This window comes from Methermicoccus shengliensis DSM 18856, assembly GCF_000711905.1.
Taxonomy (GTDB): Archaea; Halobacteriota; Methanosarcinia; order DSM-18856; family Methermicoccaceae; genus Methermicoccus; species Methermicoccus shengliensis.
Window position 1 is genome coordinate 207,491 of record NZ_KL543983.1, and the last position, 22,221, is coordinate 229,711.

General features: G+C 58.0%; 23 protein-coding genes. 12 read left to right on the forward strand and 11 right to left on the reverse strand.

The annotated features are described in order from the left end of the window. Position 1 precedes the first annotated feature (1 nt). From pdxS to argB, 4 genes are all read left to right on the forward strand, one after another. On the forward strand, positions 2-898 hold the full coding sequence (pdxS, locus tag BP07_RS07595) for a pyridoxal 5'-phosphate synthase lyase subunit PdxS (RefSeq protein ID WP_042687553.1): 897 nt from the start codon (positions 2-4) through the stop codon (positions 896-898). 3 nt (positions 899-901) lie between these two features. Further along, entirely contained in the window at positions 902-1,534 is a 633-nt protein-coding gene (gene pdxT / locus BP07_RS07600) for a pyridoxal 5'-phosphate synthase glutaminase subunit PdxT (RefSeq protein WP_052353370.1), read from the forward strand. Positions 1,535-1,811: 277 nt separating this feature from the next. After that, positions 1,812-2,369, forward strand: coding sequence for an S-layer protein domain-containing protein (locus tag BP07_RS07605; RefSeq protein WP_042687556.1), 558 nt, complete (start codon positions 1,812-1,814; stop codon positions 2,367-2,369). Between the two features lie 23 nt (positions 2,370-2,392). Then, positions 2,393-3,277 (forward strand): acetylglutamate kinase, encoded by an 885-nt coding sequence (gene argB, locus BP07_RS07610; RefSeq protein WP_042687559.1) that lies wholly within the window; start codon positions 2,393-2,395, stop codon positions 3,275-3,277. On the opposite strand, the gene BP07_RS07615 is transcribed toward argB, so the two are convergent. Further along, positions 3,267-4,706, reverse strand: a complete 1,440-nt coding sequence (locus tag BP07_RS07615; RefSeq protein ID WP_042687561.1) for an RtcB family protein — start codon at positions 4,704-4,706, stop codon at positions 3,267-3,269. The genes argB and BP07_RS07615 overlap by 11 nt on opposite strands. Positions 4,707-4,708: 2 nt before the next feature. Next, positions 4,709-6,796, reverse strand: a complete 2,088-nt coding sequence (locus BP07_RS07620; protein ID WP_042687564.1) for a DHH family phosphoesterase — start codon at positions 6,794-6,796, stop codon at positions 4,709-4,711. Positions 6,797-6,917: 121 nt separating this feature from the next. Here BP07_RS07620 and BP07_RS07625 point away from each other — a divergent pair, with 121 nt between their 5' ends. Next, positions 6,918-8,129: an adenosylhomocysteinase gene (locus BP07_RS07625; RefSeq protein WP_042687566.1), complete on the forward strand. Its 1,212-nt coding sequence runs from the start codon at positions 6,918-6,920 to the stop codon at positions 8,127-8,129. A gap of 83 nt (positions 8,130-8,212) precedes the next feature. On the opposite strand, the gene modA is transcribed toward BP07_RS07625, so the two are convergent. Further along, the gene (gene modA / locus BP07_RS07630; protein ID WP_084174178.1) at positions 8,213-9,013 is read right to left on the reverse strand and encodes a molybdate ABC transporter substrate-binding protein; all 801 of its coding nucleotides are present in this window, start codon (positions 9,011-9,013) and stop codon (positions 8,213-8,215) included. Positions 9,014-9,090: 77 nt separating this feature from the next. On the opposite strand from modA, the gene BP07_RS07635 reads away from it, so the two are divergent. Continuing rightward, positions 9,091-9,843: a Rossmann-like domain-containing protein gene (locus tag BP07_RS07635; protein ID WP_042687569.1), complete on the forward strand. Its 753-nt coding sequence runs from the start codon at positions 9,091-9,093 to the stop codon at positions 9,841-9,843. A gap of 115 nt (positions 9,844-9,958) precedes the next feature. On the opposite strand, the gene proS is transcribed toward BP07_RS07635, so the two are convergent. Then, entirely contained in the window at positions 9,959-11,410 is a 1,452-nt protein-coding gene (gene proS, locus BP07_RS07640) for a proline--tRNA ligase (RefSeq protein WP_394296291.1), read from the reverse strand. A 147-nt stretch (positions 11,411-11,557) separates the two neighbouring features. Here proS and BP07_RS07645 point away from each other — a divergent pair, with 147 nt between their 5' ends. Together BP07_RS07645 and BP07_RS08475 are read left to right on the forward strand one after the other, a co-directional pair. Further along, positions 11,558-12,394 carry an NAD(+)/NADH kinase gene (locus tag BP07_RS07645; RefSeq protein ID WP_042687576.1) on the forward strand — a complete coding sequence of 279 codons (837 nt, stop codon included), beginning with the start codon at positions 11,558-11,560 and terminating at the stop codon, positions 12,392-12,394. After that, positions 12,391-14,325: a S16 family serine protease gene (locus BP07_RS08475; RefSeq protein ID WP_052353354.1), complete on the forward strand. Its 1,935-nt coding sequence runs from the start codon at positions 12,391-12,393 to the stop codon at positions 14,323-14,325. Before BP07_RS07645 ends, BP07_RS08475 begins: the two co-directional genes overlap by 4 nt. On the opposite strand, the gene BP07_RS07655 is transcribed toward BP07_RS08475, so the two are convergent. After that, positions 14,313-15,557 carry a tripartite tricarboxylate transporter permease gene (locus BP07_RS07655; RefSeq protein ID WP_042687579.1) on the reverse strand — a complete coding sequence of 415 codons (1,245 nt, stop codon included), beginning with the start codon at positions 15,555-15,557 and terminating at the stop codon, positions 14,313-14,315. The two genes, BP07_RS08475 and BP07_RS07655, sit on opposite strands and share 13 nt — an antisense overlap. Before the next feature lie 78 nt (positions 15,558-15,635). Here BP07_RS07655 and BP07_RS07660 point away from each other — a divergent pair, with 78 nt between their 5' ends. From BP07_RS07660 to BP07_RS07675, 4 genes are read left to right on the forward strand one after another with little or no spacing between them, the layout of a single operon-like run. Next, entirely contained in the window at positions 15,636-16,220 is a 585-nt protein-coding gene (locus BP07_RS07660; protein WP_245597084.1) for a pyruvate kinase alpha/beta domain-containing protein, read from the forward strand. Positions 16,221-16,232: 12 nt separating this feature from the next. Further along, the gene (locus BP07_RS07665; RefSeq protein ID WP_245597085.1) at positions 16,233-17,438 is read left to right on the forward strand and encodes a YcaO-related McrA-glycine thioamidation protein; all 1,206 of its coding nucleotides are present in this window, start codon (positions 16,233-16,235) and stop codon (positions 17,436-17,438) included. Beyond that, positions 17,435-18,097 (forward strand): TfuA-related McrA-glycine thioamidation protein, encoded by a 663-nt coding sequence (locus tag BP07_RS07670; protein WP_042687584.1) that lies wholly within the window; start codon positions 17,435-17,437, stop codon positions 18,095-18,097. Before BP07_RS07665 ends, BP07_RS07670 begins: the two co-directional genes overlap by 4 nt. Further along, positions 18,094-18,867 (forward strand): DUF128 domain-containing protein, encoded by a 774-nt coding sequence (locus tag BP07_RS07675; protein ID WP_042687586.1) that lies wholly within the window; start codon positions 18,094-18,096, stop codon positions 18,865-18,867. Before BP07_RS07670 ends, BP07_RS07675 begins: the two co-directional genes overlap by 4 nt. Here the strand turns inward: BP07_RS07675 and BP07_RS08905 are convergent. Genes BP07_RS08905 through BP07_RS07700 form a run of 6 tightly spaced genes read right to left on the reverse strand, consistent with a single transcriptional unit; the run spans position 18,864 to position 21,971 of the window. Next, complete coding sequence (locus tag BP07_RS08905; RefSeq protein ID WP_157203156.1) at positions 18,864-19,004, reverse strand: hypothetical protein; 141 nt, start codon at positions 19,002-19,004, stop codon at positions 18,864-18,866. The two genes, BP07_RS07675 and BP07_RS08905, sit on opposite strands and share 4 nt — an antisense overlap. Next, positions 19,001-20,113: a DUF373 family protein gene (locus tag BP07_RS07680; RefSeq protein WP_157203157.1), complete on the reverse strand. Its 1,113-nt coding sequence runs from the start codon at positions 20,111-20,113 to the stop codon at positions 19,001-19,003. The genes BP07_RS08905 and BP07_RS07680 overlap by 4 nt, the downstream gene beginning before the upstream one ends. A 31-nt stretch (positions 20,114-20,144) precedes the next feature. Further along, complete coding sequence (locus BP07_RS07685) at positions 20,145-20,729, reverse strand: class II aldolase/adducin family protein (protein ID WP_052353355.1); 585 nt, start codon at positions 20,727-20,729, stop codon at positions 20,145-20,147. A gap of 1 nt (position 20,730) precedes the next feature. Continuing rightward, entirely contained in the window at positions 20,731-21,342 is a 612-nt protein-coding gene (locus BP07_RS07690) for an amino acid kinase family protein (RefSeq protein WP_042687593.1), read from the reverse strand. A 1-nt stretch (position 21,343) separates the two neighbouring features. Next, entirely contained in the window at positions 21,344-21,676 is a 333-nt protein-coding gene (locus BP07_RS07695) for a dihydroneopterin aldolase family protein (protein ID WP_042687596.1), read from the reverse strand. A gap of 4 nt (positions 21,677-21,680) precedes the next feature. Continuing rightward, the gene (locus tag BP07_RS07700) at positions 21,681-21,971 is read right to left on the reverse strand and encodes a non-histone chromosomal MC1 family protein (protein ID WP_042687601.1); all 291 of its coding nucleotides are present in this window, start codon (positions 21,969-21,971) and stop codon (positions 21,681-21,683) included. Positions 21,972-22,221: the final 250 nt, after the last annotated feature.

Genomic DNA, 22,221 nt, shown 5'->3' on the forward strand with positions numbered 1-22,221 from the left:
GATGAAACTTGAAGAACTGAGGTATGGTACCGAGCTGATCAAGAGGGGCTTTGCCAGCATGCAAAAGGGAGGCGTCATCATGGATGTGACCAGTGCAGAGCAGGCCGAGATAGCCGAGGCTGCGGGCGCCGTGGCCGTGATGGCTCTGCATGCAGTCCCCGCAGACATCAGGGCTGCTGGCGGCGTTGCGAGGATGGCAGACCCTCAGAAGATACTTGAGATCATGGATGCGGTGAGCATACCTGTGATGGCGAAGGTGAGGATAGGCCACTTCGTGGAGGCAGAGATTCTTGAGGCGCTGGGCGTGGACATGATAGATGAGTCTGAGGTGCTCACGCCCGCAGACGTGCAGCACCACATCGATAAGAAGCAGTTCACGGTGCCGTTTGTGTGCGGTGCGAGGGACCTTGGAGAGGCCCTGCGGCGCATCGACGAGGGGGCTGCCATGATACGCACCAAGGGCGAGGCTGGAACGGGTGATGTGGTGGAAGCAGTACGCCACATGCGCCTCATTCAGGGTGAGATTAGGGGGCTTGCAGCCCTCACACAAGAGGAGCTGAGGCTCGCTGCCAGAAGGCTCGAGGCACCTCTTTCGCTCGTGGAGGAGACCGCAAGGCTCCAGCGCCTTCCAGTGGTGAACTTTGCCGCAGGTGGTGTGGCAACGCCCGCAGACGCTGCTCTGTTGATGCGGCTCGGTGCAGATGGGGTGTTCGTGGGTTCTGGCATATTCAAGTCAGAGCATCCTGAGAGGATGGCTGCTGCCATCGTGGAGGCGGTGCACCACTACGATGACCCCCAGACGCTGGCAGAGGTCTCGAAGGGCTTGGGAGAGCCCATGAGGGGTATATCTGCAAGAACGCTCTCTGAGCAGGAGGCTCTTCAGACGAGGGGCTGGTGAATGCTGAGGACAGGAGTGATAGCCCTTCAGGGCGATGTGTCTGAGCACGTGCACAGCCTGAAACGGGCAGCAGCCCACATGGGCATCGAGATAGAGGTGGTGCCCATAAGAAGGAGGGGCACCGTGCCCTCGTGCGATGTGCTCGTGCTTCCCGGAGGCGAGAGCACCACGCTGTGCAGACTGCTCTCACAGGAAGGCATCCTCGAGGAGCTGGTGGATGCGGCACACAGAGGAATGCCAATCTTGGCGACGTGTGCTGGACTCATAGTGCTCGCTTCCGAGGGCGATGAGCTTGTGGAGCGCACTGGACAGCGACTGGCTGGCGTGCTCGACATCGCCGTGAGAAGAAATGCCTTTGGAAGACAGCGTGAGTCCTTCGAGGCACCGGTGGAGGTGAAGGGCATCGGCACGTTTCCGGCGGTGTTCATACGCGCTCCAGCCGTCGAGAGAGTGGGTGAAGCCGTCGAGGTAATTGCAACGCTCGACGGCCGCATCGTGGGTGTGCAGCAGGACAATACAGTGGCCGTGGCATTTCATCCAGAACTCACGGAGGACGTGCGTCTCCATGCCTACGTGCTCTCACTTGCACTGGGAAGTGGCACCACCTCCTCACCATGCACCACCTCCTCACCATAGAGCACGTACTCCTCATAGCAGCTTAACTAAGCTGGCACGTGAGTGGATTAATGGGGTGTGGCTAAGCCACACCCCTTAATGCGCTATTTTGCCGGCTTTTGAAAAAAGCCGACGTGAGTGGATTATGAGGGGATGGCTGTGCCATCCCCCTTAATGCGCTGTTTTGCTGGCTTTTGTAAAAAGCCAAGTGGACGACAGCTGTATGGTAGAATAGGGCGGCAGGGCACACACCACCGCATCCAGCATGGTTAAATCCCACAAAGACGAATGGGGACATATGAAGCTCGCCCTGCTGACGCTCCTGCTGGTGCTCTCCCAACCTGTGCTGTACGAGGAGGGCATCGCCCTCGTGAGCGGAGAGAGCTGGCACCTTCATCAGGGCTACACAATAGCAGTGAGGGGAGTGGACATAGAGGGGAGCCTCGTGTGGGTGGATATCAGACTGAACAACACCACAGTGGCAAGCAGGGTGGTGCCCTTGGGCTCCATGCTTGGCATCTACAGGAATGGTGGCGTGCTCCTGAGCGTGTATGGTACGCAGACGAACATATCGGATTATGAGCAGAACACCACTGCGACAAGGGTGATGCTCATCGAAGTGACGGACATATACACTGGCACGTATCAGGATATGGTGCTGTTCAAGGTAACCCAGTACACTGACCCCTTCCTGCCTCTCACCACACCTCTGCCGTCCTCCTCTTCCCCCTCATCCATCGGTGCGACTCCCCCGCCCCCCCAGCCCACGGCTCCTCAGCTGGCTGGATGGTGGTATGGGGCTGCATTGAGCGTTTTGGTGCTGTTGTGGGTGCTTTTCAGGCGAAGGCTTAAGTAGAGAGGATTGCTCCGAGGGAGAACATGGTCAGCCACGAGGACGTGCTCATGGAGGCACTTCCATACATCAGGGAGCACTATGATTCAGTGATGGTGATAAAGCTGGGCGGACACGCGATGGTCAGGCACGGCATCCTCGAGAACGTGGTGAAGGACATCGTGCTTTTGAGGTACATCGGCATCCACCCCGTCATTGTGCATGGAGGAGGACCAGAGATCACGGAGAAGATGAGGAGGATGGGCAAGGACCCATCGTTTGTGGCTGGACTTCGCATCACGGACGATGAAACTCTCGAGATTGTGAGGATGGTGCTCGTGGGCAACATCAACACCAAGATCACATCCCTTCTCGTCAGACATGGGGCAAAGGCGGTGGGCCTCAACGGCAAGGACGGAGGACTGATAAGGGCGAGAAAGAAGGCTCCTCAGCGTGTGGTGTATGAGGGAAGAGAGCACGAGGTGGACCTCGGATGGGTGGGCGAGACTGAGATCATCAATCCAGAACTGGTGAGCATCATGATTCAGCATGGCTATGTGCCCGTAATTGCCCCCATAGCCATGGACTCTCAGGGCAATGCCCTGAACCTGAATGCGGACACCGTTGCTGGAGATATGGCAGCTGCACTGCGTGCCAAGAAACTCATCCTGCTCACGGACGTCCCAGGCATCCTCAGGGACATCAATGACCCCTCCACGAGGCTCTCGAGGCTCTCACTCTCGGAGCTGGACGGGCTCGTGGAGCAGGGCATCATCAGGGAGGGGATGATGCCCAAGGTGCTCGCAGCCAAGGTGGCCGTGAGTTCTGGGGTGGAGGCTGCCCACATCATCGATGGTTCGAGGGAGCATGCCCTGCTGCTCGAGCTTCTGACGGCTGGAGGCATTGGCACGATGGTGGTGCCTAACCCTTGACCACGCCGAGGGGCATGAGCCTTGCCACCTTCTTTGCGACCCCCAGCGAGTGCACCACGTTCACCACTGCCTCCGAGTCCTTGTACACCTGTGGAGCCTCCTCGCTTATCACATCAGAGCTGGCAGCCCTGAGCACGATACCCTTCTCAGAGAGGCCCTTTGATACCGAGGAGGAAGAGTACGTCTTCTTTGCCCTGCTTCTGCTCATCACCCTTCCAGCGCCATGGCATGCCGAGCCAAAGGACAGTTCCATCGCCCTTGGTCCTCCCACGAGGATGAATGAGGGTGTACCCATGCTTCCGGGAATGAGCACTGGCTGACCTATATCGGCATACACCTTGGGTACCGCCTCGTGCCCAGCGGGAAGCGCTCTCGTCGCCCCCTTTCGGTGCACGCACACCTCTCTCGTCTCCCCATCATAGGTGTGCCGCTCCATCTTGGCGATGTTGTGGGCCACATCGTATATCAGCCTCATCCCAAGCTCGTCCACATCCCCTCCGAACAGCTCACAGAATGCCTCCCTCACCCAGTGCATTATTATCTGGCGGTTTGCCCATGCGTAGTTGGCAGCAGCAGCCATCGCCCCAAGGTAGTTCTCCCCCTCTCGTGAGTGTATGGGAGCGCACGCCAGCTGCCTGTCCTTGAGGGATATGCCATACTTCTTGTATGCGCTGCCCAGCACCTTCAGGTGGTCTGTGCATATCTGATGTCCGCATCCCCTCGAGCCACAGTGCACCATCACTGTGATGTCTCCCTTCTCGAGGCCAAGGCATGGGTCGTACACCTCGTCCACCACCTGTACCTCGAGAAAGTGGTTGCCGCTTCCGAGTGTTCCGAGCTGGGGCTTTCCTCGCTTGTATGCCTCCTTGCTGACGTGTTCCACCGAAGCCCCATCGAGCCTTCCCCCCTCCTCGCAGAACTCCACATCCTCCTCGATTCCAAAGCCCTGCTCCACTGCCCACCTCGCACCTCCAAGCAGGGCGTCTGTGAGCTGGGCATCTGTCAGCCTCAGCTTACTTTTAGAGCCAAGCCCAGAGGGCACGTACCTGAACAGCAGCTCCGTGAGTTCTCTAAGGCGGGGGCGCACGTCCTCAATCTTCAGCGATGTCCTCATCACTCTCACACCACAGTTGATGTCAAAGCCCACTCCTCCGGGACTAATCACCCCCTCATCGAGGTCAAATGCTGCCACACCTCCAATGGGAAACCCATATCCGAGATGGGCGTCTGGCATCACCATCGCTGGGCCGAATATCCCCGGAAGGGTGGCAACGTTCTTGAGCTGCTCCACTGTGTCGGGCTCGAGTGCCTCCAGCAACCGCTCGCTCATGAGCAGCAGCCCGTGCGTCTTCATACCATAGCCTTCGTCCCTTGGAAGCTTCCAAAGGTTGTCCTCTATCCTCTCAACACTCTCAAGACCCTCTAACATTGCTATCCCTCCATCTGGATTCTTCCCAGCCTCTCGGCCAGTGCCTCAAGCACCTGTTTTCTCATTCCCTGCACGAACTTTATGCTTCCAACCACGAGATGTCCCCCACCACTGATGCCAGCCCCCTCGAGCCTCTGCGCAAGCTCGGAGACTATCTCGGGAAAGTTCATCTCCACCCCCCTCGACCTTATCACCGCAAAGTCTGGCCCATAGCCAATCGTGACCACCGGCTCATCCCCGTGGGTGCGACAGATGTGGTCGTGCACCTCTCCCACGGTCTTGCCAGGTGGTGGGAAGGTGAACGTGTGGGCATGGTGTTCCACATCGAGCACGGCGAGCAGGATGCCGTTTGGAAGGTGCGTGGTCTTCACATGGGGAAGGCATACAGCAAGCTGCTCCTCTATGGCACGCTTGGCCTGTGTGCTCAGCAGCTCTACCAGCCTTGCGTGGCGCTGGGGGCGTGCCGAAAGGTCGAGCACATCACACACGAGCTGTGTGCCCTCAGAGAACCTCAGCCAGTAGGAGAGATAGTCCAAGGAGAGTGCCATATCGCTCAGATGCTCGAGAGGGTAGCGGGCGGTCGCAAGCTCGATGTAGTGCTGCGCCTCTTGTCCAGATGCCCTATCCCCAAGGGCAGACACTGCCGCAAGGTGCACCATCCTGTCAGCCCCCTCGTGTATCATCCTCGCAATCTCGAGGCACAGCATGCCCGTCGTGATGGAGTAGTCCCCTCCCGCAAGGGCGGGGTTGATGTGTATGTCCACGAGCTCATCTATCAAGGGGGAGGGGTGGTGGTGGTCCACCACGATGGTCGGTATGCCATATATCGAGAGCAGCTTTAGCGCATCCACATCCTCCTGTCCAGAGCCGTTGTCCACGAGGATGACGAGGGGGAGGTTCTGCCCAAACCGCTCCCTTGCCAAGAGCGCTCCATCGAGGTCCTTGACCACGTCCATCATCTCGTAGAACGGTGCCCTCGATGGAGAGCGCCTGAGCAGGTAGTGGGCATCCTCATCACCACCCACCCTTCTGATGAGGGGAAGCAGTGCCTGCTCGAGGCACACCGCAGCCGTGATGCCATCTGCATCTGCATGATGGCGTATTATGATGGGTGTGGAGGTGTACACACACTCGAGCAGCTTTCTCGCCACCCTCTGCATATCATCATAGAGTTTCTTCATGGGCTCGCTCTCCACGAGCAGCTCTACCCTTCTGGGTGTGGAGAGCTTCCTCAATGCCTCGCTCAGCCTTTTCTTGAGGGCATCTGCCTCCCCACCAATGAGTGCCCGCATGGAGAGCACCTCTATCTGAAGCACGTCTCCCCGCCTTTCTGCCTCTCCCACCACCCTCACGAGGCTGCCCGCGGATATCGAGGGATATGCCCTCACGCCAGCCCCATCAAACGCAGCACACTTGATTGTCCCTGTGTCGTCCCTCACGGTGAACAGTGTGGGGCCAGCCGTCTGTCTCACGCTCACCACCTCTCCCTCGATGCGCACCATCCCCTCGGTGATGTGCTCTATTGGAGTGGTATCGATATCCTTTTCCAGCTCCAGCAGGGTGTAGCGCTCCATATTCACTGGCTCGAGCTCCACGTCGTTGCCCCTTATGCTCCTCACCCTCACCACCACCTGCTCGTTGAGCTCATATCTGGCTTTGGTGCGCACTATGCCCCTCACCCTGTTGTTCAGGGAGACAAACTTGCCAGAGGGAAAGTGCCCGCTTATCACGCCGAGCAGCAGCATACCCTCTTTGAGGTCAGACACATCGCATGCCGAGTCCATGCGAAGCACGGTGGGGTGAGTGGCACACTGCTCACACGTCTCCCTTCCAGCTGGCACAGTCCGTCCACAGAGCTTGCACTTTCCAAGCTCACCACTCCCTGCGCATGCTGGACAGGGCACCCTCACCTCCACCCGCCCAGTACCCCCACATCGCTCGCACTTGCCCCCTGCCAGTAGCTCCATGAGGTCAGACTCCGAGGCCTCTCCCAATGACAGTGTCATCTTCCCCCTTCCCTTGCACTCTGGGCACTCCCTCTGCTCTGTGCCCATATACCCAGTGCCACCACATGTCTCGCACTTCATCATGCACAACAGCACGTCTGGAGCACTTATCCTTTTGGGTATAGCTGCTCGAAGTAAGCAGCTGTTGATTACGGAGTAATCAACAGTGGCAAGGGATATGTAGGGTGGTGCCCGATGGGAGGGCATGAGCGAGCTTGGAAGAATGAAAATCGAGTGGGCAAGGGCACACATGCCCGTGATGGCACACGTCGCAGAGGAGATGGAAGGGACCCTTGATGGAATAACGGTGGGAATGGCGCTGCACGTGGAGGCGAAGACTGCGGTGCTGGTGGAGACGCTGATGAGGGCTGGTGCGAGGGTCGTCATCACGGGATGCAATCCCTTGAGCACACAGGACGAGGTGGCATCCGCCCTTCGAGAGGGGGGCGTGGAGTGCTATGCCAAGAGAGGATGCACCCCGGAAGAGTACTATGAGGCGATACACAGGGTGCTCGATGCCAGACCAGATATCGTGATTGATGATGGAGGGGACCTCCTGTTCATGCTGCACACAGAAAGACGGGAGCTGCTGTCCCATGTGAGGGGTGGGTGTGAGGAGACCACCACGGGCGTGATACGCCTCAAGGCAATGCATGCCCAAGGGGAGCTTCACATCCCAGTCATCGCTGTGAACAACGCCCGCACCAAGTTTCTCTTCGACAACCGATATGGAACAGGGCAGTCGGCATGGGACGGCATCATACGCACCACCAACCTGCTAATCGCAGGAAAGCGCGTGGTGGTGGCAGGATATGGCTGGTGTGGCAGGGGGGTTGCCATGCGGGCAGATGGGCTCGGTGCCCATGTAATCGTGTGCGAGGTAGACCCCGTAAGAGCCCTGGAAGCCCATATGGATGGCTATGAGGTGATGCCCATGAACGAGGCTGCCCGCATTGGAGACATCTTCATCACCGCCACAGGGGACAGGGATGTGATAACGCTTGAGCACATGCGGCTCATGAAGGACGGGGCACTGCTCGCCAATGCTGGCCACTTCAACGTGGAGATAGACGTGGCCGGGCTCGAAAGAGCGGCAGAGAGCACGAGAGAGGTGAGGAAGAACGTGAAGGAGTATGTGCTGGATGGAAGGCGGATATACGTGCTCGCCGAGGGCAGGCTCGTGAACCTCGCGGCCGCAGATGGGCACCCCATCGAGGTGATGGACATGAGCTTTGCCAACCAGGCGCTGTGCGTGCACCACCTTGCCCATACCAATCTCGAGTCGGGCGTGTATGATGTGCCCCAGCACATCGATGAGCACGTGGCACGGCTAAAGCTCGCATCGCTGAGCGTGAGCATTGACGAGCTGAGCGAGGTGCAGAAAAAGTATCTTTCGGACTGGAGGGAGGGAACGTAAAGCTGCGTGAAGGTGTTATGCACCTTCACAGCTCAGGGATTTGGCGGGTAGAGAGGAAAAAAGGTTGATGAACGCTATAGCTCTCATCCCTCCACCCCCTCAAACCCGTATCTCTGAAATATGCGCTGTCCCTCTGGTGAGAGCACGAACTGTTCGAACTTGGTGGCATAGGGGTCTTGCTCGTCGAGCACTGCAATCACACAGCACACGTCCACATTGCACCCCTCTGGAATGTCTATGTAGCTCGTGGTGGGATTGGTGATATCGGTGCGAAGCACGAAGCCCGCATCGGCCTCACCGAGCACCACCTTGGAGTACACGTACTTCGTGTTGTCCTCCTCGGACACCACGTTGCTCAGCACCTTTTCCTCGAAGTGCGTGCCGTATAGCCCTGATGCATTGAGGCGTGAGATTACCTCTCTCGCATAGATGCCGATGGGTGTGCTCTTCTGGCCTATCACCACTCTGACACCCTCTTTTGTGAGGTCTGAGAGCGAGTGCACACTGCCATTGGCGCGAACTGCCACCACCATGCTGTCATAGGCAAAGGGACGATACGAGCGGGCAAACCCCTCGCTTATGAGCTTTTCGGCATACTTGGGATATGGCGCGGCATACACGCTCGCCCTCGCCCCTCCCTCTATCTGGGCGCACAGCATGCTCGCCGAGGCGAAGTTCAGCTCCACCTTCACACCGGGGTGCTCCTGCTCAAACACAGACGCACATTCTTTGAGGGGGTCTGTGAGTGCAGCTGCGGCAAACACCGTGAGGGTGTGCTCTTGAGAAGCGTAGGGGCTGAGCCCGATGGCAATGATGCCAGCCAGAACGCCGAGGCACACGATGGGCAGAAGCCATTTCACAGATGGAGGTAGTGGGGACATCATGGATGGGTGTACTGGGGTAGGTATAAATAGTTTTACATCATCCCCCAAGTAAACTTAATTGAGTTTATAGAGGGGAGATGATGATGGACGTGCTCTCTGAAATTGCCGAGAGGTTCTGGAGCTGCGTGGAGGAAGAGATGCTCGATGAGGGGGTAAGGGTGAGCACCAGAGCCCTCAGCCCAGAAGAGGCGATAGGCAGCCCACAGAGGAGAGATTTTCCCCTGCTTGCTGGAAGGGAAGTGCTCATGCAAGCAGAGTTCCGAGGCTCTCGTGGGCAGGCATTTACCACCGCGCCCCAGCCCTTCGAGGGGACGCTTGCGGACGTCAAGGCACTGCCCCTTACGGGCTGCTTTGAGAGGGCTGTGTTCATCGCCACGATGAATGCAGTGCTGAGGAGCATGGGGCTGGTCAGAGGAACTGTACACTGCAAAGACGATGGCCCCGAGAGGTGTGGCAAACTTATAGCCACGAGGCTCAACGAGGAGATGGGGGAAGGAAGACTCGGGATAGTGGGCTTTCAGCCAGCCATCGTGGAGCATTGTGTGGCGTGTCTTGGGTGTGAGAGGGTGATGGTGTCAGACCTAAACCCCGCTGTGGTGGGCACTTTAAGGTATGGGATAAAGGTGATGGATGGTATGGCGTGCGTGGATGAGATGGCGAGGGAGTGTGATGTGCTGCTCATCACGGGCACCACGCTGGTGAACGATACTCTCGATGAGGTGCTGGAGGCTGCATCAGCGCATGGCACTGATGTGGTATTCTATGGCACCACTGTGGCTGGGGCAGCCCATCTGTGTGGATGGAGGAGACTGTGCCCAGAATCTAAGTAGAGTACGTGTGTCCCCTCACTGCAAACGAGGAGTTTACCCTCCGTTAGATGTTAGAGCCTGTGTAGTAGCTCCCTCAGCCTTCTTTCGCCCCCTTTCTGGGCTCTCGTTCTGTGCATCAGTATGCCCTGCCCAGCATCACCCAGCTCTCTGCCGTTTTTCCGCACACCACGCATCGCTCGGGCATATCTTCCTCAACAAGACCATCGATGCGGGGCACACCGAGCACATCGGCGCCCGTGCGCTCCTCGAGCAGGTGTCCACACTCCTCATCACCACACCATCCGCCGAGCGCTATTCCTCTCTTGCACTGCTCTCCAATCTCCTCCAGCGTGTGGCACACCCTCATGCCCTTCACAAGCCGCTCTGTGGCAGCCTGAAACAGGCTGGATGCGATATCGCAGAATGCCTGCTCTATCACCTCTTCCACCGAGGAAAGGGGAACCGCCTGCTTTTGCCCGAGCCTCGTCACCACAACCACCTGCCCCTTGTCCACGTCCCTCGGGCCCACCTCTATCCGCAGGGGCACGCCCCGCATCTCCCAGTAATAGAACTTTGCGCCGGGTCTTGTGTCTGAATCGTCCAGCCTCACCCGATAGCGTTCAGACAGCCTTGCCTCAAGCTCTCGTGCCTTCTCGAGCACGTCCTCTCTGCCCCTGTACACGATGGGCACGATTACCACCTGTACTGGGGCAACCGCTGGAGGGAGCACCAGTCCCCTGTCGTCTCCATGCAGCGATATCAGAGCGGCAATACAGCGCTCTGATATGCCGTAGCACGTCTGGTTGGCGTACTGTTGCTCCCCGTGCTCGTCCTCGTAGCATATGTCGAAGGTGCGAGAAAACTTGGTGCCAAGGTGATGGGCAGTGCCCACCTGCAGGGTCCTGCCATCTGGCATGAGCACGTCCAGCGCGAGGGTGTAGTCCGCACCCGGAAACTTGTCCCAGTCTGGTCTCTTGGACACCACCACGGGGATGCACAGGCTATGATAGAACTGACGGTACAGCTCCACCGCCCTCTCCACCTGCTCGGCAGCATCCTGCCATGTGGCGTGCACAGTGTGTGCCTCCTTAAAGGTGGTGATTTCCCGCATTCTTATAAGGGGACGGGTGTGCTTGGTCTCGTAGCGGAACGTGTTCACTATTTGATATATGCGAAGGGGCAGGTCTGCATGCGACCTCACCCAGAGGCTGAACATGGGGTAGATGGCAGTCTCACTGGTGGGCCGAAGGGCAAGGGGCACATCCAGAGGCGTGGTGCCGCCGTGGGTAACCCAGTACACCTCGTCCTCAAAGCCCTTGATGTGCTCTGCCTCCTTCATGAACTCGTGCTCTGGTATGAGCAGGGGAAACAGCACCTCATCGTGCTCCACATCCAGCAGCGCTCGGAGGATGGAGAGCACGTTTCTTCGAAGGGAAAAGCCAAAGGGATGCCACACATACAGGCCCTTCACTGGATAGCGCACGTCCATGATATCGGCTCGCCACAGCACCTCGTTGTACCACTCCGAAAACTCGGTCTTTGGTGGCAGGGACTTCTCCATCACCTGCTCGCTTCCCTTCGAAGACATGAGGTAGGGGATATTTGAGTGGAGATAAATAGGTTGTGCTCAGGGCACTGCCATAGCACTGCCATGTATCACCAGGGGGCAAGTTGAACCAAGGGGCAAGTTAATTAGCATGAAGCAAGAAAACAAAATAAGGGGTGTGCATGAGGCATGAGGTACGTGGAGAGCGTTAGCAGGGTTGGCATCACCTCCCGTGGGGATAGGGTAGAGGCGTTAAAGCTGGTGGCGGAGCTTGGCGATTATCTGACAGGAAGGGGCATAGAGGTGGTGCTTGATGAAGAGATTGCCCCAAGGCTTGGCAGGACGGGCACACCCCTCGAGCACATGGAAGCCGACCTGTTGCTCTCTGTCGGGGGAGATGGCACGCTTCTCAGGGCACTTCAGCAGATGAGCAAGGGTAAGCTGATACCCGTGCTGGGGATAAACGTGGGCACCATTGGCTTTCTTACGGATGTGCGCAGCGATGAAGTGTATGAGAGGCTTGAGGAGGTGCTCAGTGGCTTTGAGGTGGTGGAGCGCTCGAGGCTCTCGGTAAGGCTTGCCGATGCCACGATACCTCCAGCCATCAACGAGGTGGTCGTGATTACGTCCCAGCCAGCCAAGATGCTGCACTATCGAATTTTCATAGACGACGTGCAGCTCGATGAGGCAAGGGCAGATGGTGTGATCATCGCCACACCCACTGGCTCCACTGCCTATGCGATGAGTGCGGGTGGGCCCATCGTGGACCCCAAGGTGGAGGCCACGGTGATTGTGCCACTGGCACCCTTCAAGCTCTCCTCCAGACCATGGGTGGTGCCAGCCGATTGCACGGTGTCCGTGGAGTTGCTATCCGAAAGGGGCGGGCTCGTGGTGGTGGATGGACAGCACACCTCGTCCATTGGCATGGGCGGGATTGTGCGTGTGAGCAGGTGCGATACGCCCGCACCGTTCGTGAGCATCTCCAAAAATGGTTTCTATGAGAAGGTCAGAAAGAAGCTCTCATGAGGAGTGTGAATATCAGGGCTATCAGGGCAGCAGCCGTTGCACTTGCCGTTATTTTGCTCGTCTCTTCAATCCCGTGTCCAGCTGGCGCAGAGCTGCCCCTCTCAGAGTTCAAGCACGTAAAGCTCGCAGCCGTTTACACCACCTCCACTGGAGAGGAGAGAGGAGTGCTCACCGACCTGTACGTGTATACCACTCCGGGCAGTGGGCACGTGTTCGTGGATACCCACCCCTTCACGCAGATAGACATGCAGGGCTCTGCAAGGCTTGCTGCCATGGTGGCGTGCGATGTGCTCGGCCTGAACTACCGTGATTATGATTTTTACTATCTTGTCAAGGTGGACAGCCCAGTCGCTGGAGGCCCCTCGGGAGGCGCGAGCATGACGGTTGCCACCATCGCCTCGCTGCTCAACCTCTCCATGAGGAATGATGTGGTGATGACGGGCATGATTAACCCCGATGGCTCCGTGGGTCCCGTGGGTGGGATACCCTCCAAGCTGAGGGCTGCAGCAAGTGAGGGTGCCACCATGTTTCTCATCCCCAAGGGTCAGGGCACGGTGTATGTGAAGAGGCTTCATCAGGAACAGAGGGGGCCCTTTGTGCTCATCACAGAGAAGGTGGAGAAGGTGGACGTAATCGAGCTTGGAAGGTCGCTTGGAGTGCAGGTGGTGGAGATAGAGGACATAAGGGACGCCCTCAGGATATTTACTGGATACGCAATCGAGGAGAAGAAATACGCTGGGGGTGCCCTCACCGAGCAGTTCAAGCAGACCATGAGACCACTGGCAGAGCGCCTGCTCAATGAGGTGGAGACCACCTATGCCCGCCTGAGCCAGACGAGTGCTCCCTCTTTATCCTCCGAGCTGGGCTCGGCGTCGAGCATGATGGAGCACGCAAAAAGCCTGTATGCCAAAGGTGCCTACTATGCCTCCACCTCTCAGAGCTTTGGAGCCCTCATCAAGCTGCGATACGTGGACTATGCCAGTGGCTACCTCAAAGCACAAAATGGCACAGAGTATCTGGCAATGGTGCAGGACGAGGTGAGGGAGGAAATAGACAGGAGCAACAAAAGCGTGAGGGACGCTGCCAACACCGCAGACGTTATCAACCTCGAGGGGCTGGGCGCTGCTGAGAGCAGGGTGCAAAAGGCGCAGGAGCTGCTCGCTCAGGCGATGGAGTCCCAGAGTGTGGCAGAGCAGCTGAGCCTGCTGGCATTTGCATACGAGAGGGCAAGGAGTGCCCAGTGGTGGATTGCCATCGCACAGCAGGAGGGCGTGAAGGGTCTGGATGAAGATGAGCTGAGGGAGTTGGCAGCCGGCTACATCAGCCAGGCCCAGTCGATTGCCGCATACAGCTCCACGCTGCTTCAGGAGAGCGGGGCGACAGGGCTCATGCCATTGCTCGATGGGGCGAGCAGCGATATCGAGAGTGCCAAAACACAGTTTCAGGAGGGGTTCTACGCAGGAGCCATATACGATGCCCTGCGCTCCATGGTGGGCTCGAGCGTGGCAATCGAGCTGATAGGGCAGAGGGAGCTCTCTGAGAACCTGAAGAGGGCAGAGGAGTCCGCGAGAAATGCCATAATAGAGGAGCGGCGTTATGGGATCGAGCCCATCCTCGCAGCAAGTGCCTATGAGAATGCGATGGAGGGCCAGCTCGGGGAGGTGGACAGGCTGGTCGAGCTGGAATATGCGAGACTCACTGCAAGGACCACCGTGCGGGTGCTGAGCGACCTTGGCTATGCCGAGGTCGGCACATCTGTGAAGAGTGTGGAGGACCTTCTGGGCAAGGCGTCTTCCCACCCCTCCAGCTCATCCACCTCAACCAGCACACCATCTTCTGAGCACAGTCCGCCGGCGATGGGCGATGCTGGATGGATGCTGATGGTGGCGCTCCTCGTTGCAGGGTGGCTGAGGGCAACTCAGAGAAAGTAGAGGGTTGCGGGAATGAGCAGCACCCCCATTGTATTGCTTCTTCTAACACCGAGCGTGCCACACAGCAGCCCCACCGGGATGGCCGAGAGGAACACCACAATTCCGAATGCACCCGTGAGCACAGCCACGAGCATGAGGAGAAATGCGAGAGTGCCCAGTGTGAGGGTACGGAGTCTTATGCGGTATAGTGTCCTCAGCAGCATGGCACCAAGCCTGATTGTGGCTGTATAGCCCACGAGGCTGGCAACCATCAGCGAGAGCATCAGGGCAACAACATATGGTGGTGACCACATGGTGGGCGGAAACAGCTGCTCGATTGCCACCATAGCTCCGCTTCTCGACCTGTGAGCCACGTAGAGGGTGAGCAGGGAGAACACCACGTCCGAGGTGTTTACCCCCGAGATGGACACCATGTACTCTCTCGCATCGTCCATCCTGTTGAGCTCTCCCCTCGAGAGCAAGAGCCGAGTGAGCAGCGTTCCCACCGAAGCGCTCACCCCAGGCATCCACGAGACCAGTGCTCCAGCCGCCGTGCCAGTGAGCACGCCCCTGAGCGTGCGCCTCCCCTCAATCCCCTCTGCCGCACTCGTTTGTGGCGGAATCGATGGAGGGGGCGTGAGCACGCTCTCTATGAGCAGGGGTGCACCAAACAGCCCGGTGAGCAGGGGCATGAGCACCGCATCTGCCTGTGTGTACATCACCTCACCCCCTTTGAGGGCGAGCACGCCCAGCACCCCTGAGAGCACGAGTATGCACGTGGCCTTCACAACTGCCGCCAGAGCGCTCCCCGTGGAGGGTCTTTCCGAGACCACCATGACCACCATCACCCCAAGGAGCAGCAGCCCCATGTGGTCCAAGAGGGCTGGATAGCCCATGAGAAGAAAGAGCACGAATGCTGGAGCAAGAGCGATGCCGAGGACGGCAGAGCACAGACTTCCAAGCGCAGAGAGCCTGATGGCTTCTATCCCCCTGCCCTCGAGCAGCAGCCTGTGCCCCGGGAGCACTGCAAGTGCGGTGTCAGGGTCGGGTGCTCCAAGCAGCATGCTGGGCACGATGCTCACAAAGGAGTGCACCACGGCCGCACACAGTACCACGATGGCGAGCACATCGTATTGGGTGGTGATGAGGGCCGAAAGCGACACCAGCATGGCAGCGAGCGTGTTCACATGGATGCCTGGCACCATGCCGCTGACCAGCCCGAGCAGGCATCCAGCAGCTATGGCGAGCACCACCTGCTCTATGCAATCACCCCACGCGTTATAGCACAGTGGGGATAGCTCTATATAAAAACACGGAGGATGTTGGCAAACATGATGGAGCAGAGCATCACGTACTTCGATACGCCAGGAAAGCACAACACAGATGAGGTAGTGGCCATCGTTGCCCGCACCGTCAGGGAGAGGGGCATCCGGCATGTGGTGGTGGCGACCACCTCCGGTTCAACGGCACTCAGGCTGTCCGAGGCTCTTAAAGGGACAGATGTGCGCATCGTGGCGGTCACCCTCAAGTATGGCTTCAGGGAAGAGGGTAAGCGTCCCATGTCAGAGGAGTGTGCAGCCGAGCTTGAGAGAAGGGGCATCACGCTGATTACCCAGAGCCATGCCCTCTCGGGGGTCGAGAGGTCGTTCTCCTCTGAGCTGGGCGGAGCGTCCAGGTCAGAGGTGCTGGCTGCAGCCCTCAAGTCGCTGTTTGGCGTGGGATTCAAGGTGGCGGTAGAGGTCACCCTGATGGCGGCGGACACGGGAGCCATACCCGTGGGCGATGATGTGGAAGTGGTGGCGATGGGGGGAACCCATGGAGGTGCGGACGTCGCGTGCATCATGAGACCAGCCCACACCAACCACTTCTTCAAGATGCAGATTAGGGAGATACTCTGCATGCCAAGGCACAAGTGAGGTGTGCGGAAGGTGCGCATAGACCGCGGGGTGATGTATGCTGGGGGGCAGAGGGTGCTCCCCCTGGAGTACACTCTCGAAAAGCTCGCAAGACCAGAGGTGCTCGAGGCAATAGGAATCACAAGGCTCGCAGACATCACCTCACTGGACAGGGTGGGCATACCCATCGTCTCCGCAATTCGTCCCAGCGCTCAGGAGGGGGCGGTATCGGTGTACTCGGGCAAGGGCGAGACCCTCGAGCAGGCCAAGGTGTCTGCCATCATGGAGGGGGCAGAAAGGTGCCTTGCGGAAAGAAGGGACGAGAGGGACAAAACGCTGAAGGGCTCGTACGCAGAGCTTGCCCATTACGAAAATGCCATCGAGCCAGAAAAGCTCATCCCCTCATATCCCCATGACAACCACGACACGCTCGAGTGGATGAGGGGCTTTGGGCTGCTCTCTGGGGAGGAGGTGCTCGTGCCAGCCAATGCCGTACTTCACCCCTACAATCCCCAAGATGGTGCTCACAGGCTGTTTCGGAGCAACACCAATGGGCTTGCTGCAGGGTGCGTGCTCGAGGACTCTATCGTGCACGGTCTGCTCGAGGTGCTCGAGCGGGATGCCCTGTCCCTTGCCGAGTACTCGAGGTACACGGGCGAAAGGGTGCAGCTTTGCGAGGAGGATGGCACGCCCTATGTGCTCATGAGAAAATTTGAGGATGCCGGGGTGAGGTGCCATCTCTGGAGGCTTCCCTCCCACGAGGGTGTGCACACGATGGTGGCGGCGCTGGACGACACGGTGCTCAAGGACGCCTCGCTGCTCGTGATGGGAGCTGGAGCCCACCTCAGCCCCAGTATAGCTGCGACGAGGGCGCTGTGCGAGGCTGCCCAGTCCAGGCTGGTGCAGATTCATGGCGCAAGGGAGGACACCGTGCGAGAGGAGATCGCACGGCGCATAGGCTATGAGCGCATGAAGCGACTCAACAGGCACTGGTATGCGGATGCACCTTCGATAGAGCTCTCAGAGCTGGAGGACCGCTCTGCGAAGAGCCCATCGGAGAACATAGACCGAATACTCTCGGGCATCGATGTGGATGAGGTGGTCGTGGTGGACCTCTCCATACCCTCCCTCAAGCTCAGCGTGATAAGGGTGGTCATCCCGGGATTTGAGGTGTATGCCCTCGATGCCTCCCGTGTGGGCGAGCGTGCGAGAAGCTACAGGGAGCTCGTGGGTAGATGAGGGCAGTTGTGTTCTGTGGTGTCAGCATCTCCTTTGAGGAGGCGCGTTCCCATCTCGACGCGGTGATGTTGCCACCGGTTAAGCGGGGAGACATACCAAGGCTTCTCAGGGGAGAGGAGCAGCCAGAGTACATTGGCATCGTGGATGGTATGTTCTACCAGAGGGCGGCGGTGGGGCACAGGGAGATTCTCGATGCCATGCGCAGGGGCATAAGGGTGTATGGAGCGGCCAGCATGGGGGCACTGCGGGCATCAGAGCTACACCCCTATGGTATGAGGGGCGTGGGAAGGATATTCAGGTGCTACGTGGAGGGGGACATAGAATCCGATGAGGAGGTGGCGCTGGTTTTTGACCCCGAGAGGTACACACCCCTTTCCGTGCCCCATGTGAATGTGAGGTATGCGCTCAAGGCAGCCCTCAGGGAGGGACTGATTGACGAGGTGCAGCGAAGGGAGCTGCTCGCACTCTCGGCATCGATATACTATCCAGAGCGCACCTACGAGCTGCTCATACGAAGAGGGGTAGAGGAGGGCGTGATAGACGTGGAGGATGAGCATCGGCTCGTGGAGTTTTTGAGCCAGCCGAGGCTCGACCTTAAGAGGCTGGACGCCATAGAGATGCTGGAGCGCATGAGGGCAGACATGGGGGTGATTGGATGAAGCATATTGAAGGGAATGATGGTGCACATCCCCTCGTGTTCACGGACGTCCTCGTGGAGGAGAATATGTACGCCACCGAGTTCGACTTCTCCAAGGAATGGGCGAGGGTGGTGGTAAACTCGTGCATGATCCCCAAGGAGGAGCTGGAGCGTGCGCTGACAATACTGAGGGACGTTCTTGTGAGTGGGATTGCCGTTTCCCCATATGTCAGGCTGTGTGATGAGGGAGAGGATTTTTATGGGCTTGTGGTGCCCCCCGGATACGTTGCCCTCATCACTGTGTGCAGCATCACGCTGTGTGGCGCCCTGCTGAAGGCTGGTATTCCCGTCAAGCCAAAGCTTGGGGGAATCGTACAGGTGGAGAACTGCGTGGCTCAGCGGTTCACACAGGTGATGAGCTACAGCTCCACCACTGTGGACCCCCTCGAGGCTCTGCTCTCGCAGGAGCTGACCTCGGTGAGCACTGTGGTGGACACTGGAAGCGGAAAGATTCTCGCAAGTCTTCATGAGAGCCCAATAGCCTCGAGGGATGCCTTCCATTACGTGCTCGAGAGCCTCTCCAAGATGGGCTTTGCGGGAATACTGGAGGTTGGCGAGCCAAACAACGATGTGCTGGGCGTGCCCGTGGATGTTAACCACTTTGGCTTTGTGGTGGTGGGCGGAACAAATCCAATGGCCGCCATGCAGGAGGCTGGCATACCCGTCTCCCTTAGGCCGATGTCTGAGGTGGTGGAGCTATCCGAGCTTTTGCATTTTGAGGATGTGCTCTAAGGAGCCATCCTTCCCGCAAGGCAGAGCACACACACGCCCCCCTCGCTCATACATACCATGCACACCCTTCTTCCACACATTGGACACGTGCTCTGGGCAACTCGTGCTCTGCACACATCACACAGAGCCTTCATCATGCCCGTCCCCTCAGGCGCTCATCTATGTGGTTTGACACCCATAGCCCAGCGGCCGTCATGCCCACCGAGACCACGATGGAGCCCATGAGCGTCCTTGCCCCACCTGAGAGCATAGATGTCGTCTCACCCTGTATCAGCTCGAGTAGGTAGCTACTGCCACTCCATAGCAGCAGCCCGGTGGCAATCACAAAGAATGGATACGCGGATGTCCTGCCAATGGGCGCCCCCTCCAGATATCTGTCGGCCGCCATGCTCAAAGTGAGCAGGAGCCCCCCGATGGCATACCACCACACCGATGCCTTGAGAAAGACCACCAGCAACGTGAGGTATCCATAGAACAGCTCTGGCTGGCTATAGTATGTCCACAGCTCTATGAACCCCTCCACGCTCGCCACCACGAACAGTACCAGTGCCCCAACATATGCTATGAAGGAGAGCTTGCCACCATACAGCGACTCCTTGAAGCCACTCCTGAGAGTGTGGAACACCTCGTCCATTCCAAGCCCCTTGAACAGGATGTATGCTCCCACCACCACGGCCATGGTGGCTACGGCATAGCCCACCATGCCAAAGGCAAGCGATATCCCATAGGCCAGCAGCGCCAGCCCAATGGGGGTGAATATGGAGTTTCTCGTCCTTTTATCACTTATCACCTGTCTTAGCAGGTAATACGTGCTCTCAAGGTTCTGGCTCTGTCTGACAATCACCCTTCTTACCGATTTTACCTTGAACCTCGACTCTACGAGGGGCATCACCGCCTCGTCCTCCGCGCCATCCGAGACCACAATCACCTCGGCATCTGGATATCTTTGTGCTATGTTGTCCAGCTGCCTTGCGATGCGCTCGTCCGACCTTAGCCCCACTCTCTCATCCCCGGCGAGCGCCATGATTTCGACCTCCCTACCCTCCTGCCTTAGGGCATCGTATAGCTGTAGTCCTCCGAACAGGGTGTTCACATCGGTATCCTCTGGGTCGGCCTCACCGAGCCTCATGGCAGCCTCAACACATGCCTCTCTCCCAACAATGGGGCTCTCTATGCCAGTTTTGACGCCGATGTCATCATCCCTGTCTATGCACAGTATGAGCGTGGGCATGGAAGTGTTCTCCAAAGATAGTGGGCGTCCTCATCTATATAAATGCTCAGTGACGCTGTTCCAGCCCTGCCGTGCTTAGGTGATACCACAGCCTGCACTCGTGCTCTGCGACCACGCAGTAGAGATATGCCTGCTCGAGGCTATGGGCTAGGGCGAATATGCCATGCCCCCTCGCAATGGCCACATGGGTGTGGTGCTGCGTGCATGCCCTCACGACGTTCATGCCCAGCGTCTCGGTGCCAGCAGCATCCTCGCAAAAGGCAAGTGTGGGAAGAAACAGCCTGCCCTCGCTGGTGCGTGATTCGAGGGCATCGGGCACAAGGAAGGAGCACAGCACGCAGAAGAATGGATGGGCGTGCACGATGGCGGTAGCGTCCGTGTGGGTGTAGATGTATCTGTGGGCTGGGGTCTCGGAAGATGCTCTCTCATCGTACGTTCCAGAGAGGGGAACTTCCACCACATCCTCTCTGTGGATGCGCTCAAGAGCGCTGCCTCGTGGTGTGATGTACATGCTTTCCCCGTCTCTGAAGCTGATGTTGCCAAAGAACGAGTCGGTGTATCCCCTTTCAACGAGCCGCCTTCCCACATCAATCAGCACGTCTATCTCCGCATTCCCCACGTCTCTCTCCACATTATCTTCCCCTTATCAGCGTGCCCACGAAGGGCTTGCCCCTCGAGAAGCTCACGAGCCTTTCGGGATGCAGCCCACTCAACACCGCAAAGTCCATACCTCTCTTCATCAGGAGCTTGGGCAGGTTGGCATCCACACACGTGCTCTTCAGCCCCAGCAGCTCTGAGGCATCTATCTCGGATACGAGCCTTCCATTTAGAATCAGGCCGTCCACGTCGGTGAGCTTGCACACACTCGCACCAGTCTCGTGGGCGATGCATGCGGCAATGGTATCCGAGGTGGTATCCCAGCTCTCATCTGGAAGCTCGACAGCCCCTCTTGCGAGCATACAGTATGGAAGCAGCACACACAGGCCATGAAAGCTGGGCTCGCTCACGCTCTCGAGCCCTCCAATGTCAGCCAACATGTGCCCGTACTGCTCCATGGCTGCCACCGCCATCAGATGGGAGGTGTGAGGAGAAAGCGAGCTGGCGGCATCCACCTCTCTCACGAGCTCTGCAAACATACCACCCCCGGGCACTATTAGCCCCTTCACCTCGTGTTCCTTCAGGCTTGCGAGCAGTGTTGGAAGCTGTCCCATGAGGCTTCCACCTATCTTTATCACGAGCCGCATTTCACTCCAGCACCCTCATGAGGGGATACCCACTCTCGTCCGCGCTCATCGCCACCTTCACGACCTCGCCCTCCACGTCCACCGTGAGCTCGACCTCCAGCATCTCTCCGGTGAGCTCACAGTATCCAAAGACATTCAGCTCCTTCTCTATCAGGTGCTCATTGATTTTGACCTTTATATTCCGCACAAAGGGCTGAAGTGATATGCTCTCCTCTATTGCTCTCTCCATCGTGGGACGAGTATGCTTGTTTATTGGAGAGCCCACAAACTGATGATAAAGAGCACCCAGCTTTATGCCGGCCTCAAAAAGTGCTCTCTCCCTTGGGGTTGTCATGAGTTCAACGCTTTTCCAGTCGCTCTATCCCTATCTTTCTGACAAAGGCCTTCTTTATCTTGTCGGGCATCCATGCTGGCTTGTTCTTGGGTGCTGGCACCAGCTCTGTCCATCCCTCGAACACGTGTACCTTGTTTGTGCCCTTCTCCCTGAGCCTGAGAATTGCGGGCTTGTCCTTCGTACCACCCATTCTGGTGGCAGCCTTTAGAGCTGCTTGTCTGGGCTGTCTTCCGGAGAACACTCCTATCTCCTCACCATCCTCATTTCTCAACGCAAAGTTCTTCCTGTCCTTCATCCCCACACCTCAAAAAGGCCTTACAGCAGACAATAGGGATTGGATGTTTATTAAATTAACGATTATGGTGGAACAAATCGATGTATGCAAAGCGCTGCCACCAGCTTCACCTTCCTTACGGGCTGGAAGCCTCGCCTTTTAGGGCGGGGAGGAGGTCAGGCACTCTCATGGATGTGCTCTGTGCTACACAGTAGCAGCAGTTGATTACAGGGTAATCAGCCTCCTCAAACAGGTGTCCTCAAACAGGGCA

Coding starts and splice junctions, on each gene's coding strand:
- pdxS (WP_042687553.1), top strand. CDS start 2: ATGAAACTTGAAGAACTGAGGTATGGTACCGAGCTGATCAAGAGGGGC.
- BP07_RS07605 (WP_042687556.1), top strand. CDS start 1,812: ATGAAGCTCGCCCTGCTGACGCTCCTGCTGGTGCTCTCCCAACCTGTG.
- argB (WP_042687559.1), top strand. CDS start 2,393: ATGGTCAGCCACGAGGACGTGCTCATGGAGGCACTTCCATACATCAGG.
- BP07_RS07615 (WP_042687561.1), bottom strand. CDS start 4,706: ATGTTAGAGGGTCTTGAGAGTGTTGAGAGGATAGAGGACAACCTTTGG.
- BP07_RS07620 (WP_042687564.1), bottom strand. CDS start 6,796: ATGATGAAGTGCGAGACATGTGGTGGCACTGGGTATATGGGCACAGAG.
- BP07_RS07625 (WP_042687566.1), top strand. CDS start 6,918: ATGAGCGAGCTTGGAAGAATGAAAATCGAGTGGGCAAGGGCACACATG.
- modA (WP_084174178.1), bottom strand. CDS start 9,013: ATGATGTCCCCACTACCTCCATCTGTGAAATGGCTTCTGCCCATCGTG.
- BP07_RS07635 (WP_042687569.1), top strand. CDS start 9,091: ATGATGATGGACGTGCTCTCTGAAATTGCCGAGAGGTTCTGGAGCTGC.
- proS (WP_394296291.1), bottom strand. CDS start 11,410: ATGTCTTCGAAGGGAAGCGAGCAGGTGATGGAGAAGTCCCTGCCACCA.
- BP07_RS07645 (WP_042687576.1), top strand. CDS start 11,558: ATGAGGTACGTGGAGAGCGTTAGCAGGGTTGGCATCACCTCCCGTGGG.
- BP07_RS08475 (WP_052353354.1), top strand. CDS start 12,391: ATGAGGAGTGTGAATATCAGGGCTATCAGGGCAGCAGCCGTTGCACTT.
- BP07_RS07660 (WP_245597084.1), top strand. CDS start 15,636: ATGATGGAGCAGAGCATCACGTACTTCGATACGCCAGGAAAGCACAAC.
- BP07_RS07670 (WP_042687584.1), top strand. CDS start 17,435: ATGAGGGCAGTTGTGTTCTGTGGTGTCAGCATCTCCTTTGAGGAGGCG.
- BP07_RS07675 (WP_042687586.1), top strand. CDS start 18,094: ATGAAGCATATTGAAGGGAATGATGGTGCACATCCCCTCGTGTTCACG.
- BP07_RS08905 (WP_157203156.1), bottom strand. CDS start 19,004: ATGATGAAGGCTCTGTGTGATGTGTGCAGAGCACGAGTTGCCCAGAGC.
- BP07_RS07690 (WP_042687593.1), bottom strand. CDS start 21,342: ATGCGGCTCGTGATAAAGATAGGTGGAAGCCTCATGGGACAGCTTCCA.
- BP07_RS07695 (WP_042687596.1), bottom strand. CDS start 21,676: ATGACAACCCCAAGGGAGAGAGCACTTTTTGAGGCCGGCATAAAGCTG.
- BP07_RS07700 (WP_042687601.1), bottom strand. CDS start 21,971: ATGAAGGACAGGAAGAACTTTGCGTTGAGAAATGAGGATGGTGAGGAG.